Below are 16,225 nucleotides of genomic sequence, written 5' to 3' on the forward strand. Positions count from 1 at the left end.
ATCGGGCCATGATTGGAAGACTCAGCGGCGTCATCGCCGAGAAAACACCGCCGCAGGTCGTCATCGACGTGGCGGGCGTGGGTTACGAGGTGGATGTGCCGATGAGCACCTTCTTCAACCTCGGCCAGCTCGGCGAACGCGCCGTGCTGCTGACCCACCTGACCGTGCGCGAGGATGCGCACCAGCTGTTCGGCTTCCTCACGCACGAGGAGCGCGCCACCTTCCGCCAGCTCATCAAGATCAGCGGCATCGGACCGAAGATGGCGCTGGGCCTGCTGTCGGGCCTGTCGGTCGCCGAACTGGCCCAGGCCGTGTCGCGGCAGGAAGCCGGCCGGCTCACCAAGGTGCCCGGCATCGGCAAGAAGACGGCCGAGCGGCTGTTGCTGGAACTCAAGGGCAAGCTCGGCGCCGACCTCGCCCTGCCCGCCACGGTCGCCAGCGATGCGCAGGCCGACATCCTGCAGGCCCTGGTCGCGCTGGGCTACAGCGAGAAGGACGCCGCTGCTGCACTGAAGGCCTTGCCGCCGGATGTCGGCGTCAGCGAGGGCATCAAGCTGGCGCTGAAGAAGCTGTCATGAGCATCCAGACGGACGATTTCGCCCCCGCACCGCGCATCGTCGGCGCCGCGCCCGAGTCCAGCCGCGAGGAGGCGCTGGAGCGCGCACTGCGGCCCAAGCTGCTCGACGACTACGTCGGCCAGGCCAAGGCCCGCGAGCAGCTGGAGATCTTCATCGGCGCAGCCCGCAAGCGCCGCGAGGCGCTGGACCATGTGCTGCTGTTCGGCCCGCCGGGCCTGGGCAAGACGACGCTGTCCCACATCATTGCCGCCGAACTGGGCGTCAACCTGCGCCAGACCTCCGGCCCGGTGCTGGAAAAACCCAAGGACCTGGCCGCCATCCTGACGAATCTCGAAAAGAACGACGTTCTCTTCATCGACGAGATCCATCGCCTCAGCCCGGTCGTCGAGGAAATCCTCTACCCGGCGCTGGAGGACTACCAGATCGACATCATGATCGGCGAGGGCCCGGCGGCACGCTCGATCAAGCTGGACCTGCAGCCGTTCACGCTGGTCGGCGCGACGACGCGCGCCGGCATGCTGACCAACCCGCTGCGCGACCGCTTCGGCATCGTCGCCCGGCTGGAGTTCTACACGCCGACCGAACTGCAGCGCATCGTCACGCGTTCGGCCGGCCTGCTCGGCGCGCCCATCGACGCCGACGGCGCGCTGGAGATCGCGCGCCGCTCGCGCGGCACGCCCCGCATCGCCAACCGCCTGCTGCGCCGCGTGCGCGACTATGCCGAGGTCAAGGGCGATGGCCGCATCGTCGCCGGCATCGCCGACAAGGCGCTGGCCATGCTGGACGTTGACCCGCAGGGCTTCGACCTGATGGACCGCAAGCTGCTGGAAGCCGTCGTTCACCGCTTCGATGGCGGACCGGTCGGCCTGGAGAACGTCGCTGCCGCCATCGGCGAGGAGGCAGGCACGATCGAGGACGTCATCGAGCCCTACCTGATCCAGCAGGGCTTTCTGCAGCGCACGCCGCGCGGCCGCGTGGCGACGCTGGCCGCCTGGCGGCATCTCGGCCTGGCCCCCCCCAGCAAGACCGATCTGTTTTCGGAATGAGCCCCCGCCCCCCGGGGCGGCGGGTTTCATCGCAGACCGGCACCCCCTCGGGCGCCGCGCCATGAAAAAAGCGCCCCGCAGGGCGCTTTCCTGTTTCCGATCGCGGGGATCAGAAGTTGTGGCGGATGCCAGCAGCCAGCGACGAGAAGTCTTGGCCGGCCGCGCCAGTGGCGTAGGTGCCCTTGGCCTGGTTGTCGGTCTTGGTCCAGAAGCCGTAGACCTTGGTGCGCTTGCTCAGGTTGTAGTTGTAGCCAACCGTCAGCTGCTTGGCGCCGTCATCGACCAGGATGTTGTCGGCCTTGCCGAAGTTCAGGTGGAACTCCGACTGACCCATGACGTACATGCCGGACATGCGCCACACGTTCCAGTTCTTCTTGCCGTTGACGCCGAAGGTGTTCTCGGCGCGCTGCACGTAGCCACCGACGATCACGGGGCCGAACTCGTACAGGCCGCGCACGGCGAACTGGGTGAAGTCACCCTTCTTCTCGTAGCCGAAGCCGGCGTGGGCGGGGCCCATGTCGTAGTTGACGGCGACGTCCGTGGCACGGGTCGTCGTGCCTTCGCCGGCGCTCACCGACAGCTCGGCGGAGAAGCCGCCGGCGGTGGGGGTGAAGTAGGAGACCTTGTTGTTGGTCTGGAACTGCGTGGCGTACAGGTTGTCAGCCGACGTGCCGGTGTCGTGGTTGTGGTTGCTGACGTAGTCGGCCGTGGCGAAATAGGAGCCCGGGAACCACTTGCCGAGGCGCACGCCGCCGAAGCTGCCTTCCAACTGGACCCACGAAGCGCGGTTCCAGAAGGTGGTGCCGCCGGAGGCGACGCCGGTGTCGCTGTTCAGGCCGTGCTCCAGCGAGAACGAAGCCTTCAGGCCACCGCCGAGGTCTTCGCTGCCCTTGAAGCCCAGGCGCGAAGAGTTGTTCTGCACCACGACCTTGCGGTCCAGCGTGCCGATCTTCTGGCTTTCGACGGTGGTGTTGATACGGCCCCAGAGGGTGACGCTTTGGGCGAAAGCCGGAGCGGCAGCGGTAGCGGCCAGAGCGGCGACGAGTGCAATCTTCTTCATCGTTTGCCTTTGCAGAAGGGTTGGGCGGGGCCTTGAGCCCTGCCTAGAAGGACAGTGGCGGCCAGTATAGGAGCGGCTTTTGCCACACCCGAACCGAGCGACGCGTGGATGCAACAGTAGCCCTAGGGGCCTTGAAATACCGGCTTCCGTATCAGGCGGCCACGTCGTCAGCACCGAGCCCCGCCAGATGACGGTCGTCATTCCAGCCGATCAACGTGAAGCCGTCAGGCGTGGCCAGCAGCCTGTTGATGGTGGCGTTGCCAAGCTGCCAGCTACGCGGAGCATCCAGGGCGATGCGCGTTGCCGCCCGGTAGAGACAGTCCAGCACACCACCATGGGCAACCAGGGCGATGCTCTGGCCCGGGTGGGCGGCAACGGCACGCCGGGCAGCCTCCAGGCAGCGGGCGCTGAACACGTTCAGGCTCTCGCCTCCCCCGACCGGGAAGTCGGGTTCGCGGCGCCGCCAGCGCGCCGCATCCTCGGGATAACCCTGATCAATTTCCTGCCAGCTGAGGCCCTCGAAACGGCCGAAGGCGCGCTCGCGCAGCTCAGCGTCGAAGCGCACGGGCACCCCCTGGGCGCCGGCCAGGGCCTCGGCGGTCTGCCGGGCGCGGCTGAGGTCGCTGGAATAGATGGCGGCCAGCGTCTCGTCGGCAAGGGCCTGGGCGACCCGCTCGGCCTGCGCGAGCCCCAGCGGACTGAGCGGGATGTCGGTGTGCCCCTGGATGCGCGCCACGCGGTTCCAGGCAGTCTCGCCGTGGCGGACCAGGATCAGTCGGGTTGCTGCCTCCAGCACTAGACGCCCCAGACGACGTCGGCACCCTCTTTCGCACTGCGCTGCATCAGTTCGTGCAGCGGCCAGGCGCGCTGGCGCAGCGACACGCCCTGTCGGCGCGGCGCGGCCTGCCCGGCGGCCTTCGCCTCGTCGACGGTGCGCTGGAACTGCGCCTCGTCGGCAGCGACGCCGGCCTCCAGCGCCTGCATCAGTGCCGGCAGGGCTGCGGCTTCAAGGATGCCTTGCGGCGCAGCGCTGCGCCCCATCAGGCGCAGCACGGCATCGGCCGAATCGGCCATCATGATGACGTCGGCACCGGCCTTGGATTTGAAGCGGTAGAGCATGGCCGCATTGTGCGCGCGGGCCGTGCAGGGTCAGCCGTTGACCAGCCCCAGCCAGCCGGAGGCCGGCGCGTCGACGACATGGCGGCGCGGACGCACGCGCTGTTCGAACTCGTCGGGCCGCAGCGGCTTGGCGAACAGATAGCCCTGGAACTCGTGGCAGCCGGCCTGAGCCAGGAAGTCGCGCTGCGCCTCCGTCTCGACACCCTCGGCGATGACCTGCAGACCCAGGGCGCGGCCCATCTGCACGATGGCATTGGCGATGCCGACGTCACTGGGGTCGCCGGGCAGCCCTTGCACGAAGCTGCGGTCGATCTTCAGGCGCTGAATGGGGAAGCGCTTGAGGTAGCCCAGGGATGAGTAACCGGTGCCGAAGTCGTCGATAGACAGCGTGACGCCCAGGCCCGCCAGCGCGCGCATGCGCTTGAGGGCTTCCTCGGCGTCGCCCAGCAGCACGCCTTCGGTCAGCTCCAGCTCCAGCAGGCTAGCCGGCAGCATGGCTTCGCGCAGCACCTCGGCCACGGTCTCGACGAAGTGCGCCTGCTGGAACTGCAGGGCCGAGACGTTGACGGCCACCGGCATGCGCAGGCCGCGGCTGAGCCAGTGGGCGGCCTGGGCGACCGCCTCGCCCAGCACCCATTCGCCGATGGCGACGACGAAGCCGCTCTCCTCGGCCAGAGGGATGAACTCGGCCGGCGAGATGTCGCCGCGCTGCGGGTCGCGCCAGCGGATCAACGCCTCGGCACCGATGACGCGATCGCTGCCCAGCTCGACCTGGGGCTGGTAATGCAGGCGGAAGCGCCCGTCCGCCAGGGCCTGGCGCATGTCGTGGTCCAGGCGCATGCGCGACAGCAGGTCGACTTCCTTGCGCGGCACGTGGAAGCGGAAGCCCGCGCGGCCGCTTTCCTTGACCCAGTGCATCGCACGCTCGGCACTGGCCATCAGTTCGTCGGGCGTACCGCCGTCGCCGGGGTAGAGCGCGATGCCGCAGCTGGCCGTGACGGTGAAGCTCAAGGTGTCGAAGCTGAAGGGCTGGGCCAGCAACTGCTGCACCCGGCGGGCAGCCACCTCGGCCTCGAACATCTGCGCGCCGTCGATGAGCAGCGCGAATTCGTCGCCGCCCAGGCGGGCCAGAGTGTCGTTGGCCCCGACAGCGCCGCGCAGCCGCTCGACGACTTCGCGCAGCACGCGGTCGCCGTAGCTGTGGCCCAGGGTATCGTTGATCTGCTTGAAGCGGTCCAGGTCCAGGTGCAGCAGCGCGAAGACGGGCGGCGGCTCGCCGGTGTCGACCGCAGCCATCTGCTGCACGATGCGATCGGCCAGGGCGCGGCGGTTGGGCGCGCCGGTCAGCACGTCGGAGCGGCCCAGTTCCTCGATGCGCTGGTGGGCGGCGAGCTTCTCGCTGAGGTCGCGGAAGGAAAAGACGCGGCCGATGGGCTCGCCGCGACTCATCTGCGGCAGCGACACCTGCTCCAGCACGCGACCGTCGGCCAGGCGCAGCATGTCGCTGGAGCGCATCAGCGGCGCATCCAGCAAGGCCTCGATGCGCAGCCGGTACTGCTCGCCATCGCGCATGACGCGCTGCAGGCTCAGCCACAGGCCGGCATCACCGGGCTCGTGCAGCAGGCCGCCAGGCAGGTCCCAGAGTTTGGCGAAACGGCGGTTGAAGCTGCGCACGCGGCCGCCCAGGTCGACGACGAGGATGCCGTCGGCGGTGGATTCGAGCGTCGCGCGCAGTTCGGCCAACAGGGTTTCGCGCTCGGCCTCGGCACGGCGACGGCGGGTCTGGTCGTGCAGCAGCACCAGCCAATAGCGCGCACCGTCGGGCGCGTGGATCGGGCTGATGCTGCGGCTGACCCAGCGCGGCTGGCCGTCGCTGTGGGTCAGCACGGTGTCGGAGCGGATACGGGCGAAGGGGTCGCGCGCGGCGCCCTGCCAGAAGGCCTCGTCCTCCAGCGACCCGCAAAGCACTGCCGGCTGCTGGCCGATGGCACGCTCGGGCTTGAGGCCCAGCAGTCGCAGTGCGGCGCGGTTGACGACGCTGACCGTGAGGCTGTCGCCGTCCACCAGCCAGGCCGGCTCGGGCAGGCCTTCCAGCAGCGCGCTGATCAAGGACGGCGCCTCGTGACCGCGAGGCTGGGACAACTGCGCCTCGCGGCTGGCGTTCACGCGGCCAGCTCCCCTGGCCCGGTGCTGACCGCATCGAAGAAGTAGGCGATGCGTGCCCGGGGGCTCAGATAGTCCAGCGAGGCCCGCGGAAGGAACTGCGGCTTGAGGCTGCGGCGGATGCCGAGATCAGGCATCTCTTCGAGATTGAGGATGAGGGCCTCATCCTTGGCGACCTTGACGTCGTGGACCATGACGCGGGGCTTGAGCGGCCTTGCCGAGTTGACGGAGACGACGAGCGCGTAGCGGTCGTCGGTCAGCTGCACGGTGGAGCCCGGCGGGTAGACGCCCATCATGCGGATGAAGGCGTTCAGCATGGTCGCGTCGAAGCGGTTGCGGCCCTGGGCGAACATCAGCGACAAGGCCTCGTGCGGCGTCATCGCCTTGGACGTGATCAGCGGGTTGCACAGGCCGTCGAAGCGGTTGACCAGGGCGACGATGCGCGCGCCCGTGCTCATGCGGTCCATATTGATGCGCTGCGGGAACCCGCTGCCGTCGGCATGCTCGTGATGCTGGGCCACGATGAGCAGCGGGCCGGGCGCCAGACCCATGGTCTGGGCGATGGCCACGCCCTTGACGACGTGCTGCTGGTAAGCCTGGGTCTCGGCGGTGGTGAAGCTTTCGTCGCGGTGGCGCAGGCGGGCGGCCACCTCGAGCTTGCCGACGTCATGCAACAGCGAGCCGACGCCAAGGTCCATCATCTCGTCGCGCCCCAGGCCGAAGGCACGGCCCAGCAGCAGAGCAATGATGCAGACGTTCAGCGCGTGCGCGGTGGAGCGGTCGCCGGCGGCCTCGTTGAGGAGGCGCATGTTGAGATCGCCCTCGACCAGCATCTTGTCGAGCAGGGCGGCCGTCAGGCTCTCGGCCTCGGCGCGCGCATGGTGAGGGTCGGACTGGACATGGTCCATGACGATGCGGAAGCCGTCGGCCGCCTCGCCGTACTGCTCTTCGCACAGGCGCAACGCCTCGCGCTGGGCGGCCAGCGCACGGCGGTGGGCCTCGCGCGCCAGCTCCTCGGGGCTGGGCTCGGCGGGCGCTCCGGGGGCTGCCGAGACAGCGGCCTCGCCGTCGGCGGCGGCCGCGGCGGCCACGTCAGCGTCGGACGCCTGGAGGTTCAGATCACTCTTGGCCGGGCTCCAGCGCACCTGGGTCAGGCCGAGGCGACGCAGGATGAGGAGCTGATCGCTGGAAGCGATCTTGAAGCTCGACAACGGAAACGGATGGGACATCCAGCCGAGGTCCAGATGAATGAACATCCCGACGGTCAACTGGCTGACATCGATCAGTGGATCGCTTGCTCTATCCTGCATTCACTCAAAACCCGTGGGACGGGCGCCCCTCGACACGACCCAAATTGCGGCAACCGCGCCGCAGTTCTTGAGCCGGCCTCCTGCTATACGTCAAATCGGCCGATTGCGCCCGCCAGCATCCGGGAAAAATCCCTTGGCGTGGCACAACGCGGAGCTTAGCGCCTGATCGTTACCGAAATTCCGTGGCTTTGTCGGGGCAAACGCGGAGGAATGCATGACCCACGCCCCTCGCGACGCCATCGACGTCGCGTCGGCGCGGGTCTTAGCGGCGCGCGTGATGGCGCGCGACAAGGTCGCGATACCAGTGCGCACTGTCCTTGAGCAGGCGCTGCTGGGTCGAGTAATCGACGTGCACCAGGCCGAAACGCTTGTCGTAGCCGGAGTTCCACTCGAAGTTGTCGAGCAGGCTCCAGTAGAAATAGCCGCGCACGTCGGCGCCCAGGCTCATGGCCGTGGCCAGGGCCTGCAGGTGGCTTGACAGGTAGGCGATGCGCTCCGCATCGGGTACCCGGCCATCGACGACGCGATCCGCGTTGGCCATGCCGTTCTCGGTGATGAACATCGGCGGCGGGTTGTACTCGCGCGCCAGTCGCACCAGATGCTGGGCGAAAACCTCGGGCACGATCTCCCAGCCCATGTCGGTGAAACCGCGCTTGCCCGGCCCCGGGACGGTCTTGCCGTCGGCGCCGAACAGGCTGCGCGTGTAGAAGTTGATGCCGAGGAAGTCCAGCGGCTGGCGGATGCGCTCCAGGTCGCCGACGTCGACCCGCGGTGCATCCGCGCCGACGTATTCCAGCGCGTCGGCCGGGTAGGCGCCGCGGAAGATGGGGTCCATGTACCAGCGCACGTTCAGCCCGTCGTCGATGCGGGCCGCGCGGCGGTCGGCCTCGTTGGGCGTGGCGGGAAAGGACGGCGTGTGATTCAGCACGATGCCGAGTCGGGTCCGGGTGACGGCACGCATGGCCCGGACCGCCTCGCCATGGGACAGCATCAAGTGATGGGCCACCTGCAGGCTCTCGGCGCGGCTGGTGTGGCCGGGGGCGAACTGGGCGGTCTCGTAGCCCAGCGTGGCGGTGCACCAGGGCTCGTTGTGGGTGGCAATGCTGGCCAGGCGGTCGCCGAAGCGCCGGGCGACCTCGGCAGCGTAGTCGGCGAAGTGGCCGATGACGTCGCGCGACAGCCAGCCGCCGATGCTCTCGTCCAGGGCCTGCGGCAGGTCCCAGTGGTAGAGGGTGGCGTGGGGCTGGATACCGGCGTCGAGCAGGGCATCGATCAGGCGGTCGTAGAAGGCGAAGCCGGCCTCGTTCCAGGCGCCCTGCCCCAGCGGCTGCACGCGCGGCCAGGCGAGGCTGAAGCGGTAGCAGTCCAGGCCCAGGCCCTTCATCAGCGCCACATCGTCGCGGAAGCGGTGGTAATGGTCGCAGGCGACGTCGATGCTGGAGGCGTCCTTGATGCGGCCGGGCTGGCGGCAGAAATGGTCCCAGATGGAGGCGCCCTTGCCGTCCTCGAAGGCAGCGCCCTCGATCTGGGCGGCGCTGGTGGCAACGCCCCACAGGAAGTCGGCAGGGAAGGACTGGGCGAGGGCAGCGGGGTCGAGGCGGGCGGGGTCGGGGAGGTTCATGGCGACAGAAACAGGCCGGTTGGCGGCATGGCAGGTGGCGGAAGACGAACGGGATAGGTCAGCGCCCGGACGCTGCGAGCCTTCGGGGCCCGGACCTTGGAGCCGGTGCACTGCATCTGCCGACCCAATCGGCCCATCTTGCCGCAAAATTGACAACGCTGTCAATTCGAATGTTAGCGATATCCACCGGGCACCCGGCGAGAAGGCCAGGGCAAGGTTCAGCGCGCGCGCGTGGAGTCGCGCACGACGAGCTCGTGGGGGAGCACCTTGTGCAGGTCAGCCTCGTCGGCCGGCGTGGCCATGTCGGGCCGCTGCACGGACACCAGCATCTCGACGGCGGCGCGCGCCATCTCGGCAACCGGCTGACGCACGGTGGTCAGCGGCGGCCAGACGAGGGCAGCGGTCGGCGAGTCGTCGAAGCCGGCAACCGACAGCTCGCCCGGCACGGCCAGGCCTAGACGCTGGGCCGCGGCGAGCACGCCCAGGGCCATGTCGTCGTTGCTGGCGAACACGGCCGTCGGGCGCTGGCGGCGGCTGAGCAGCTGATGGGCCGCATCACGGCCGCTGGCGAAGGTGAAGGCGCCGGGCTGGATCAATTCGGGGTCGGGCTCCAGCCCATGCGCGCGCAGCGCATTGACGAAGCCCTGGTAGCGCAGCGCGCTGGCCGACTGGTCCGGCGGCCCCTTGATGAAGGCGATGCGCTGGTGGCCCAGGCTGAGCAGCAGGTTGGTGATTTCCTCGGCCGCGTGAACGTCGTCCATGCGCACCGAAGGCACGCCGCGCAGGTCGCGCTCGGGCGACATCAGCACGCAGGGCGTGCCGCTCTCGCGTAGCGCGGCCAGCACCTCGGGGTTGTCGCACAGCGGCGGCGTCAGGATCATGCCGTCGGGCCGCAGCGCCAGCACCATGCGGTCGATCTGCTGGCGCAGGTCCGGCGCATCGTTGTGCAGGGACTCGACGACGAGGTGATAGCCCAGCTCGCGGCAACGCAGCGTGGCGCCCTGCTGGACGCTGCCGACGAAGATCGCGCTGGGGTCGTAATAGAGCAGGCCGATCAGGAAGGACCGTCCGCCTGCGAGGCTGCGCGCCGACTGCTTGGGCCGGTAGCGCAGGGCCTCCACCACCTTGAGCACCTGCTCCCGGGTGCTTTCGTGCACGCCGGGCTCATGGTTGAGCACGCGCGACACCGTCTTGATCGACACGCCCGCTTCGCGAGCGACATCAACGATCGTCGGACTACCGCCGCGCGCACTCATGGCAGCGAAGAATTACTTCTTCTTGGCCTTGGCGGCCGGCTTGGCTGCGGGCTTGGCAGCAGCCTTCTTGGCAGCGGCCTTGGGGTCCACTGCAGCCTTGAAGCCGGCGCCCGGGGTGAACTTGGGCAGCTTGGCAGCAGCGATCTTGATCTTCGCGCCGGTGCTGGGGTTCACGCCGTTGCGGGCGGCACGGGCGTGCTGCTTGAAGGAGCCGAAGCCCGGGATCGACACGGCGCCACCCTTTTTCACGGTGGTGACGACGGCGTCCAGCAGGGTCTCGAGGATGCGGCCGGCTTCGGCCTTGCTCAGCTCGTGCTTGGCGGCCAGGTGTTCGATCAGATCGGTCTTGTTCATGCGGGGGGTCTCGTCCAAAAAACGCGCCCGAACGACTCGGGCGGGCGCGATTGTGGCCCATGGCGACGGGCATACAGTCCGCAGAGTCCCCAATCCATCGATGATCTCCTCGCCTGTGCAATTTGCCTCACTGCTCGACGCCCTGCCCCAGCAGGTCTGGAAGGCCGACGCCCAGGGCCGGCTGCTCTGGATGAACGCGCGGCTGGCCGAGGCCCTGCACCGCCCCGCGCTGCCTGCGGCGCTGGTGAACTGGCTGCACGCCGAAGACCGTGCGGCCTTCGCCGAGCGCTGGGGCGAGGCGCAGCACAGCGGCCGCTTCGAGATGGAATATCGCCTCGGCACGCAGTGGGTGCTGGCCCAGGCCCAGCGGCTGCCCGACTCGCCCCTGTGGCTGGGCACGCACACCGACATCGCCGCCAGACGCGCGGCCGAAGCGCGCCTGCGCGATGCGGACGAGGTCTGGAAGCTGGCCCTGGAATGCAGCGGCGACGGCGTCTGGGACTGGCACGTGCAGGCCGGTACCGAGTATTTCTCCGAACGCTATCTGCGCCTGCACGGCTTCGAGCCCGGCGACGTCGACGCGACGCCCGAAGCCTTCGACGCGCGCACCCACCCGGATGACCTGGCACAGATGGACCGCGACCGCGAGGATCACTTTTCGGGTCGCACGGCGCTGTACCGCAACGAGCATCGCGTGCTGGCCAAGGACGGCACCTGGAAGTGGATCCTCAGCCGCGGCATGGTCATCGAGCGCGACACGGCTGGCCGGCCGCTGCGCATGGTGGGCACGCACACCGACATCACCGACCGCAAGCGCCAAGAGGCCATCGTCTGGCAGCAGGCCCGCGTCGACACGCTGACCGGCCTGCCCAACCGCCGCTCGCTGCGCGAACGCATCGAGCGCGCCCTGGCACTGCGGGCGATGCGGGGCGAGGAGCTGGCCGTCATGTTCGTGGACCTCGACCATTTCAAGGAGATCAACGACTCGCTGGGCCATGATGTCGGCGACGCGCTGCTGGTGCAGGTGGCCGGGCGGCTGCAGGACTGCATGCCTTCGGGCGGCGTCGTGGCGCGCATGGGGGGCGACGAGTTCACGGTGCTGCTGGCCGCGCGGGACGCAGCGGCGGCGGCGGGTCGGGTCGGACATGCGCTGCTGGAGGCGCTGTCGGCCACCTTCGACGTGGGGGGCGAGCGGGTCTATGTATCGGCCAGCATCGGCGTGAGCCTGGCACCGCGCGACGGCATCGAGATCGAGGCGCTGTTCAAGCATGCCGACCTGGCGCTGTACGAAGCCAAGGGCGCCGGGCGCAACCGCATGAGCCTGTTCACGCCGGCCCTGCACGACGCGGCGCAGCGGCGCGCGCGGCTGGCGGCCGAACTGCGCGAGGCCCTGCCGCTCGGGCAGTTCAGCCTGGTCTACCAGCCCATCCTGTCGCTGCGCGACCCGACCGCCCAGCCCCGCAAGGCCGAAGCCCTGCTGCGCTGGAAGCACCCGACGCTGGGCGACGTCAGCCCGGCGCAGTTCATCCCGCTGGCCGAGACCAGCGGCCTCATCGTGGAGATCGGCGACTGGGTGTTCCGCGAGGCAGCCGCCCAGGCGCGGGCCTGGCGGGCCTCGGGGCACGCGGGCTTCCAGATCAGCGTCAACAAGTCGCCGGTGCAGTTTCTGAGCGAGCGCAGCCACCGCATGCAGCCCGACTGGGTCGCGCATCTGCGCGGGCTGGGCCTGCCGGGCGAGGCGCTGGCGGTGGAGATCACCGAAGGGCTGCTGCTGGAGCGCGATGAAGCCGTGGCCGAGCGGCTGCGCGCCCTGCGGGAGGCAGGACTGGCGATCTCTCTGGACGACTTCGGGACCGGATATTCGTCACTGAGCTATCTGCAGCATCACGAGATCGACACGGTGAAGATCGACCGCAGCTTCGTCGCCGGGCTGGAAGGTGGCGGCAAGGCGCTGGCGCTGTGCCGGGCCATCGTGACGATGGCGCATGAACTGGGGATGGAGGTGGTGGCGGAAGGGGTGGAGACCGAGGCGCAGATGACCGCGTTGCACGACATGGGCTGCGACTGGGGGCAGGGGTGGTGGTTTGGGAGGGGCGTGCCGGCTGCTGAGTTTGAGCAGCGGTGGTTTTCCGCCACGACTCGCTAAGGCGCCCATCGAGGGCACCTTAGCGGGGACTCGGTCACCTCCGGCGACCCCGGCGGCCGGCCCGGCGCCTGCAGGCGCCAGGCCTTCGTCGAGGCGTCGGACAAGCCCGCTTGTCCTCGGCCCTCGACGACGCGCCTTTCGAGTCCTCCCCTGGGCTCCCCAAGCGCAAAAGGCCAGCACTTGCGTGCTGGCCTTTCTTGTTTGGTGCCCAGGAGAGGACTCGAACCTCCACGGAGTTACCCGCTAGTACCTGAAACTAGTGCGTCTACCAATTCCGCCACCTGGGCTTTCAGGAGCCGCGCACTATAGCCTAGTTTTCGCGCCCTGCCGAAGAAGAGCTCAAACGTCGAACTTCACACCCTGGGCAAGCGGCAATTCGCTGGAGTAGTTCACCGTGTTGGTGGTGCGGCGCATGTACGCCTTCCACGCGTCCGAGCCGCTCTCGCGGCCGCCACCGGTCTCCTTCTCGCCACCGAAGGCGCCACCGATCTCCGCACCGGACGTGCCGATGTTGACGTTGGCGATGCCGCAGTCGCTGCCCGACGCGCTCATGAAGCGCTCGGCTTCACGGATGTCGGTCGTGAAGATCGCGCTCGACAGGCCTTGCGGCACGCCGTTCTGCAGCGCGATGGCCTCTTCCAGCGTCTGGTACTTCAGCGTGTAGAGGATGGGCGCAAAGGTCTCGTGGCAGACGACCTCGGTCTGGGCCGGCATGCGCACCAGGGCCGGCACGGCGTAGTACGCCTCGGGAAAGCGGTGCTCAAGCGCTCGCTCGCCGCCGCTGACCTGGCCACCCTGCTCGCGGGCCGCGCTCAGCGCGAACTGCATCGCGTCGAAGGCCTGTGCGTCGATCAGCGGACCGATCAGCGTGCCGGGCTCCACCGGCGAGCCGATGGGCAGCTGAGCGCGGGCGCGATCCAGGCGCTCGACGAGGGCGTCATGGATGCTCTCGTGGGCGATGACGCGGCGCGTCGTCGTGCAGCGCTGACCGGCCGTGCCGTAGGCACCGAACAGGATGCCGCGCACGGCCAGTTCCAGGTCGGCGCTGGGCGTCACGATGATGGCGTTGTTGCCGCCCAGCTCCAGCAGGCTGCGGCCGAAACGGGCCGCCACGCGCGGACCGACAGCGCGGCCCATGCGGGTCGAGCCCGTGGCGCTGACCAGAGCGACGCGGGCATCGTCCACCATCGCTTCGCCCACATCGGCTCGGCCGACGACCAGCTCGGACAAGCCCGCGGGTGCCGTATGACCGGCGGCACGGTAGGCCTTCAGCGCGCGCTCGAACAGGGCCTGCGTGGCCAGGGCCGTCAGCGGCGTCTTCTCGGACGGCTTCCACACGCAGGTGTCGCCGGCCACCAGGGCCAGGGCCGAGTTCCAGGCCCAGACGGCGACCGGGAAGTTGAAGGCCGAGATGATGCCGACGACGCCCAGCGGCAGCCACTGCTCCATCATGCGGTGACCCGGCCGCTCGCTGGCGATGGTCAGGCCATGCAGCTGGCGGCTCAACCCGACGGCGAACTCGCAGATGTCGATCATTTCCTGGACTTCGCCCAGGCCTTCGCTCGTCACCTTGCCGGCCTCGATGGACACCAACTGGGCCAGCTGCGCCTTGTGGGCGCGCAGCTCTTCGCCGAACAGGCGGACCAGCTCGCCGCGCTTGGGAGCCGGCACGACGCGCCAGGCCTTGAAGGCCTCGTGAGCGCGGCCGACGGCGGCCTGCATGTCGCCGCGGCTGGCGGTCGGGATCTGGGCCAGCACGCCGCCGTCGATGGGCGAGCGCACGGTCAGGTCGCCGCCGGGCGGCAGGTGGACGCCCAGGGCGTCGAGGAGGGAAAGGGTTTGTTGCTTCATGGCGAACATTGTCCTCAGGAGATCGACTCGACCTGGCGAGACTGTTGATACGCCGAGCCGAAACGGTTGGCAAGGAAGTCCGGCAGCTTGACCTCCTCCTGGCGCACGAAGCCGCTCTGCGGCAGCTTGCCCTCGCGGAACAGGTCCACGGCGGCGCAGATGCCGGCGGCAGTGGTGATCTGGATGGCGCTCAGCGGCTGGGCGCCGTCACGCGTGGCGAAGATCTTGCGGGCGAAGACTTCCTGCAGCAGCACACCGTTCTTCTGGCCGGACACGGTCACGAACACCAGCACCACGTCCTGCATCGTCGCGGGCATGCTCTTGCGCATGATGTCCTTGAGGTTGCCCTGGTCGCTCTTCAAGCCCAGGTCGCCCAGCAGGAACTGCATCAGGTCGCGGTGGCCGGGGTAACGCACGGTCTTGTAGTCCAGGTTGCGCACCTTGCCCGCCCAGGTCTCGCACAGCGTGCCCAGGCCGCCGGAGGTGTTGAAGGCCTCGTACTCGGTGCCGTCCAGGCTGAAGTGCTCCAGGCCCTCCAGCGGCAGCGCGGCGATGGTCTCGCCCTCGTGGATGGCCTCGCAGGGGTGGCAGTACTCGTTGATGAGGCCGTCGACCGACCACGTCAGGTTGTACTTCAGCGCGTTGGTCGGGAAGGCGGGCAGCGCGCCGACGCGCATCTGCACGTCGCGCACCGAGTCGAAGCCGCTGGCCAGATGGTGGGCCACGATGCCGATGAAGCCGGGGGCCAGGCCGCACTGGGGCATGAAGGCGGTCTTGGCGCCCTTGGCCATTTCCTTGATGGCCTTGGTGGCGGCCACGTCTTCGGTCAGGTCGAAGTAGTGGCAGCCGCACTCCAGCGCCAGCTCGGCGGCGGTGATCGCCAGGTGGTAGGGCAGCGCGTTGACGACCGCGTCCTTGCCGCGCAGCTGGGCGGCCAGCGCCACGCGGTTGTCGCTGTCGACCTCGGCGGTGGCGATGCCCTCGGCGGCCAGCGTCTTCAGGTAGCCGGCGTTCTTGTCCAGCACGGTGACCTGGTAGTCGCCGGTGGCGTGCAGCAGGCGGGCGATGGTCTGGCCGATGTGGCCGGCGCCGAGCAGGGCGATCTTCATGGGGTGCTCCGTCGAGGATGGTTGTCGTTGGCGCGCACTCTAGGCAGAGGTGCTGACGAAATAAAGCACTACTTCGACGAAATAATTTGCCATTTCGTCGATTCGACGTAATGATTCGTCATTATGAATGAAATAAGGGCAAACCCTGGCTCACCGCCTGACGACCTCGACCGCCGGCTGATCCTGCTGCTGCAGGCCAATGCCCGTGAAAGCACCGCCACGCTGGCGCGCAAGCTAGGCGTGGCGCGCACCACCGTCGTCGCGCGGCTGGCACGGCTGGAAGCCAGCGGCCGCATCGTGGGCTACACGGCCCGGCTGGGCGGCGACGAGGCGGGGCGCAGCGTGCAGGCCTTCGTCGGCATCACCGTCAGCCCCAAGGCCGGCCGCGAGGTGGTGAAGCACCTGGCAGAACTGCCGGAGCTGCGCCAGCTCGCCTCCGTTAGCGGTGAGTTCGACTACATGGCACTGCTGCGGGCCGACACTACGGCCCGGCTCGACGCGCTGCTCGACGAGATCGGCGACATCGACGGCGTGCTGCGCACCAACAGTTCGGTCGTGCTCGCGCTGCGCGTCGACCGACAAACCTGACCCCGGAACCCGCTCACGGAGACC

14 protein-coding genes and 1 tRNA gene are annotated in these 16,225 nt (G+C 68.8%); 4 read left to right on the forward strand and 11 right to left on the reverse strand.

From position 1 onward, the window contains the following. Positions 1-8 precede the first annotated feature (8 nt). Together ruvA and ruvB are read left to right on the forward strand one after the other, a co-directional pair. Positions 9-578, forward strand: a complete 570-nt coding sequence (ruvA, locus tag AC07VX_RS09875; RefSeq protein WP_493164545.1) for a Holliday junction branch migration protein RuvA — start codon at positions 9-11, stop codon at positions 576-578. Further along, the gene (gene ruvB, locus AC07VX_RS09880; protein WP_493164546.1) at positions 575-1,624 is read left to right on the forward strand and encodes a Holliday junction branch migration DNA helicase RuvB; all 1,050 of its coding nucleotides are present in this window, start codon (positions 575-577) and stop codon (positions 1,622-1,624) included. The genes ruvA and ruvB overlap by 4 nt, the downstream gene beginning before the upstream one ends. A 109-nt stretch (positions 1,625-1,733) precedes the next feature. On the opposite strand, the gene AC07VX_RS09885 is transcribed toward ruvB, so the two are convergent. The 8 genes from AC07VX_RS09885 to AC07VX_RS09920 all read right to left on the reverse strand — a co-directional run bounded on the left by AC07VX_RS09885 (position 1,734) and on the right by AC07VX_RS09920 (position 10,507). Then, entirely contained in the window at positions 1,734-2,684 is a 951-nt protein-coding gene (locus AC07VX_RS09885) for a porin (RefSeq protein WP_493164547.1), read from the reverse strand. A gap of 151 nt (positions 2,685-2,835) precedes the next feature. Further along, complete coding sequence (locus tag AC07VX_RS09890) at positions 2,836-3,480, reverse strand: histidine phosphatase family protein (RefSeq protein ID WP_493164548.1); 645 nt, start codon at positions 3,478-3,480, stop codon at positions 2,836-2,838. Beyond that, positions 3,480-3,803 (reverse strand): DUF1840 domain-containing protein, encoded by a 324-nt coding sequence (locus AC07VX_RS09895; protein ID WP_493164549.1) that lies wholly within the window; start codon positions 3,801-3,803, stop codon positions 3,480-3,482. Before AC07VX_RS09895 ends, AC07VX_RS09890 begins: the two co-directional genes overlap by 1 nt. Before the next feature lie 30 nt (positions 3,804-3,833). After that, a complete protein-coding gene (locus tag AC07VX_RS09900; RefSeq protein WP_493164550.1) occupies positions 3,834-5,969 on the reverse strand; it encodes a putative bifunctional diguanylate cyclase/phosphodiesterase in 2,136 nt (711 codons plus the stop codon). Continuing rightward, positions 5,966-7,276: a cyclic di-GMP phosphodiesterase gene (locus AC07VX_RS09905; protein ID WP_493164551.1), complete on the reverse strand. Its 1,311-nt coding sequence runs from the start codon at positions 7,274-7,276 to the stop codon at positions 5,966-5,968. Before AC07VX_RS09905 ends, AC07VX_RS09900 begins: the two co-directional genes overlap by 4 nt. A 262-nt stretch (positions 7,277-7,538) precedes the next feature. Beyond that, entirely contained in the window at positions 7,539-8,897 is a 1,359-nt protein-coding gene (locus AC07VX_RS09910) for a GH1 family beta-glucosidase (protein ID WP_493164552.1), read from the reverse strand. A 218-nt stretch (positions 8,898-9,115) separates the two neighbouring features. Beyond that, the gene (locus AC07VX_RS09915; RefSeq protein WP_493164553.1) at positions 9,116-10,153 is read right to left on the reverse strand and encodes a LacI family DNA-binding transcriptional regulator; all 1,038 of its coding nucleotides are present in this window, start codon (positions 10,151-10,153) and stop codon (positions 9,116-9,118) included. A 12-nt stretch (positions 10,154-10,165) separates the two neighbouring features. After that, positions 10,166-10,507, reverse strand: a complete 342-nt coding sequence (locus tag AC07VX_RS09920) for an HU family DNA-binding protein (protein WP_088485602.1) — start codon at positions 10,505-10,507, stop codon at positions 10,166-10,168. A gap of 100 nt (positions 10,508-10,607) precedes the next feature. Between AC07VX_RS09920 and AC07VX_RS09925 the strand changes: the two genes are divergently transcribed. Then, positions 10,608-12,653, forward strand: a complete 2,046-nt coding sequence (locus AC07VX_RS09925; protein ID WP_493164554.1) for a putative bifunctional diguanylate cyclase/phosphodiesterase — start codon at positions 10,608-10,610, stop codon at positions 12,651-12,653. A gap of 202 nt (positions 12,654-12,855) precedes the next feature. Here AC07VX_RS09925 and AC07VX_RS09930 read toward each other — a convergent pair. The 3 genes from AC07VX_RS09930 to AC07VX_RS09940 form a co-directional block, all read right to left on the reverse strand. Then, positions 12,856-12,940, reverse strand: a tRNA-Leu gene (locus AC07VX_RS09930). A 52-nt stretch (positions 12,941-12,992) separates the two neighbouring features. Further along, complete coding sequence (gene amaB, locus AC07VX_RS09935; protein ID WP_493164555.1) at positions 12,993-14,504, reverse strand: L-piperidine-6-carboxylate dehydrogenase; 1,512 nt, start codon at positions 14,502-14,504, stop codon at positions 12,993-12,995. Between the two features lie 14 nt (positions 14,505-14,518). Continuing rightward, entirely contained in the window at positions 14,519-15,613 is a 1,095-nt protein-coding gene (locus tag AC07VX_RS09940; protein ID WP_493164556.1) for a saccharopine dehydrogenase family protein, read from the reverse strand. 123 nt (positions 15,614-15,736) lie between these two features. On the opposite strand from AC07VX_RS09940, the gene AC07VX_RS09945 reads away from it, so the two are divergent. Then, positions 15,737-16,201, forward strand: a complete 465-nt coding sequence (locus AC07VX_RS09945; protein ID WP_493164557.1) for an Lrp/AsnC family transcriptional regulator — start codon at positions 15,737-15,739, stop codon at positions 16,199-16,201. Positions 16,202-16,225: the final 24 nt, after the last annotated feature.

It is taken from the genome of Roseateles sp. GW821-FHT03B02, assembly GCF_059421025.1.